At 75.7% G+C, this 999-nt stretch carries 2 protein-coding genes; one reads left to right on the plus strand and one right to left on the minus strand.

Translation table 11 applies throughout. The annotated features are described in order from the left end of the window. Positions 1 to 2 precede the first annotated feature (2 nt). A complete protein-coding gene (locus tag BKE38_RS28710; RefSeq protein WP_076960541.1) occupies positions 3 to 545 on the minus strand; it encodes a hypothetical protein in 543 nt (180 codons plus the stop codon). Positions 546 to 706: 161 nt separating this feature from the next. On the opposite strand from BKE38_RS28710, the gene BKE38_RS28715 reads away from it, so the two are divergent. Continuing rightward, the coding region (locus BKE38_RS28715) for a hypothetical protein (RefSeq protein WP_106409331.1) at positions 707 to 999 on the plus strand (293 nt) is incomplete at its 3' end.

The raw sequence follows: 999 nt of genomic DNA on the forward strand, positions 1-999 counted from the left end.
GTTCATGCTGGATCCTGGGATGGGCCGGGCGGGCCATCGAAGCTGCGGACCCGCCGGGCGAAGCCATGCAGCGGCAGCTCCAGCAGCGCATCCGGCAGCGCCACGCGCAGCGCCGCCGCCGGCCGGCCCTCGTCGAGGGTGGCCACCACCTCGCCCTCCCGCCCGTCGGCCAGCACCAGCCGGGCGCCGCGGAAGCCGAAGCGCACCACCCGGGCGTTCAGCTGCGGCAGGCCGAGCAGCCGCGTGGTGCAGCCCGGCACCCGCTGGGCCACCGCCGGCAGCCGCCCGGGCGCCACGATCCGCGGCAGCTGCCGCGCCGGGACATAGACGCGGCTCAGGCTCATGCGCGGCGCCGGCTCCTCGCCAGGGGCCGCGGCCAGCTGCTCGGCCAGGCTCAGATAGGCCAGCCGTGCCGGAGAAGAATCCATGCCGGGGCTGGCAGGCAGCCGCCGCAGCAGCGCCAGCGGCAGCGCCAGCCAGGCGCCGGCGGAGGGCCGGGCCGGGTCGAACAGCAGCGGGATCGGGCCGAAATTCGCGGGGCTCATTCCTGCAATTTCGCATGAGTGCGATGTCGCATGCAGCAGGCTTCGACGCGGCCGGCCGCGCCGTCACCATGATTTGCGAAAAATAATAAATTCCGTGGCAAGCTCTGCCGGGCGCCGCCCTCCTTCAACGACACGGCGCCTTCCAAAAACGGAGCGACGCCATGGCCGCCACCCCCCGCCCCACCCCCAGCGCCGCGCAGGCCCTGCTGCAGGCCGCGACGCTGCTCGGCCTGGCCGGGCTCGGCGCCGGGGTCGGCGCCGGCGCGGTGGGGGCCGGCATGCTGGGGGTCGAGGCCGGCCTCCTGCCCGACATGGTCGATCGCCCGGGATGGAGCCTGGCGGCCGGCATGGCCCTGGCCGCCGGCGTCGGCGGCTGGATGTGGTGGCGCCAGCGCGGGCAGCAGCGCCGGCTGGATGCGCTGCGGCTCGACCTGGCCGCGCCTGGCGCGCCGAT

The sequence above is a fragment of the Teichococcus deserti genome (genome assembly GCF_001982615.1).
GTDB classification, from domain to species: domain Bacteria; phylum Pseudomonadota; class Alphaproteobacteria; order Acetobacterales; family Acetobacteraceae; genus Pseudoroseomonas; species Pseudoroseomonas deserti.